Here is a 1415-nt window from a genome sequence, read left to right as displayed (position 1 = left end):
CAGTCATGCCGCTCGGCCTTGCTCTTCGAACGACCGAAGACCTTCGACACCGCCAGATTGATGTTTTCGTAGACGGTCAGCCACGGCAAAAGGCTGTGGTTCTGGAACACCACGGCGCGTTCCGGTCCGGGGCTGTCGACCTCCTTGTCCTCGAGCAGCACGGCGCCGGCGGACACCTTGGTCAGCCCGGCGATCAGATTGAGCAAGGTCGACTTGCCACAGCCGGAATGGCCGATGATGGAGACGAATTCGCCCTTGTCGATGGTCAGCCTGATGTCCTTCAATACCTCGCTGACCTGGGCACCACGCGTGAAGGATTTGTCGATATGGTCGAGTTTCAGATAGGCCGTCATCGCCCCTCTCCTCACTTTGCCGTTGTGCCGCGGGTGACGAAGGCGCCGACCGCCGCGACCAGACGGTCGAGGCAGAAGCCGGTGACGCCGATATAGGCGAGCGCGACGATGATGTCGGGCAGCCGCGACGAGTTCCACGCGTCCCAGATGAAGAAGCCGATGCCGACGCCGCCGGTCAGCATTTCGGCGGCGACGATGGCAAGCCAGGACAGGCCGATGCCGATCCTCAGGCCGGTAAAGATGTAAGGCGCGGCGGCCGGCACCATGATCTTCACGAAGAACTCGAACTGGTTGAGCCGCAGGATGCGCGAGACGTTGCGATAATCCTCTGGGATGTTACGCACGCCGACCGCGGTGTTGATGATGATTGGCCAGATCGACGTGATGAAGATGACGAAGATCGCCGACGGGCTGGAATCGCGGAACGCCGCCAGCGACAGAGGCAGCCAGGCCAGCGGCGGCACCGTGCGCAGGATCTGGAACACCGGGTCGAGGCCGCGCATCGCCCAGATCGACTGGCCGACCAGCGCGCCGAGCGCGACGCCGACCACCGCCGCCAGGCCGAAGCCGATGGCAACACGCTGCAGCGAGATTAGCACGCGCCATGCCAGACCGATATCCTGCGGGCCATTGTCGAAGAACGGATGCGCGATCAAATCGTAGGCCTCGTTCCACACCTGGGTCGGCGGCGGCAGGCTTGATGTCGGCGACGAACAGGCGATCTGCCAGACGACCAACATCAGCGCGATGACGATGATGGGCGGCACCAGCGCGCTCGCCAGTTTGCCGGCGATGGCGAGCGGCTCGAAGCGACGCCGTGCCTTGGCAGTGAAGGCGATGACCTCCGCCGGCTTGGCAGGAAAGGCCTTCACCTTGGTGTCCTCGATAGTCTGCATCGACATGTCTGGGGAAAACTCCGTGGGGCAGATAATTCGAGCGACAAACGGCGCAATGCGCCGTTTGCGCAGGGGTTCAGGCCGATGCCTTGATCTTCAGGCTATCGAGATAGGCGGACGGGTTGGCCGGATCGGAGATCTTGCCGTCGAAGAAGGTCTCGACGCC

The 1415-nt window shown here is 63.1% G+C and carries 2 protein-coding genes; both read right to left on the bottom strand.

Features of this window, described 5'->3' with window-relative positions; translation table 11 throughout:
- Window positions 1-353 (bottom strand): ATP-binding cassette domain-containing protein (locus EN939_RS34115; RefSeq protein ID WP_164751514.1); only part of this gene is annotated, 353 nt, incomplete at its 3' end.
- An 11-nt stretch (window positions 354-364) separates the two neighbouring features.
- Window positions 365-1255 carry a nitrate ABC transporter permease gene (gene ntrB, locus EN939_RS34110; RefSeq protein ID WP_127271809.1) on the bottom strand — a complete coding sequence of 297 codons (891 nt, stop codon included), beginning with the start codon at window positions 1253-1255 and terminating at the stop codon, window positions 365-367.
- Between the last annotated feature and the right edge of the window lie 160 nt (window positions 1256-1415).

Origin of the sequence: Mesorhizobium sp. M7A.F.Ca.CA.002.05.1.1, assembly GCF_003998335.1 — a bacterium.
In the GTDB taxonomy this organism is placed as follows: Bacteria; Pseudomonadota; Alphaproteobacteria; order Rhizobiales; family Rhizobiaceae; genus Mesorhizobium.
The sequence above is the reverse complement of the archived record's forward strand: the minus strand, read 5'-3'. Positions and strand labels throughout refer to the sequence as shown.

Bases quoted from the DNA above. Each gene is read 5' to 3' on its own strand.
- ntrB (WP_127271809.1), bottom strand. From the start codon at position 1,255: ATGTCGATGCAGACTATCGAGGACACCAAGGTGAAGGCCTTTCCTGCC.